General features: G+C 74.3%; 1 protein-coding gene. It reads right to left on the bottom strand.

Annotated features, from left to right (window positions below; genetic code table 11):
• On the bottom strand, window positions 1–219 hold a 219-nt coding region (locus MWU75_RS19710), incomplete at its 3' end, for a hypothetical protein (protein ID WP_247094156.1).
• Between the last annotated feature and the right edge of the window lie 22 nt (window positions 220–241).

Here is a 241-nt window from a genome sequence, read left to right as displayed (position 1 = left end):
CCGCTCGGTGGCCGCCACCGACGCATCGGTACCGAACAGGGCCCCCGCGACCCCGGCGGCCAGGTGCGTGGGCAGGTGCCCGGCGGCATTCAGGTAGCCCCGCACCAACCGCCAGGAGGCCTCCCCCGAGGCCATCGCCGAGGCCACCGGGACCCGCACGGACGCGGCCTGGTTAGCCAACGCGACCAGGTGCCGCACCTCCCCAGCACCCCAGCCCATCTCAAACTCCAGATCCGTGCGG

It is taken from the genome of Ornithinimicrobium sp. F0845, from assembly GCF_023015765.1.
Taxonomy (GTDB): domain Bacteria; phylum Actinomycetota; class Actinomycetes; order Actinomycetales; family Dermatophilaceae; genus Ornithinicoccus.
The sequence above is the reverse complement of the archived record's forward strand: the minus strand, read 5'-3'. Positions and strand labels throughout refer to the sequence as shown.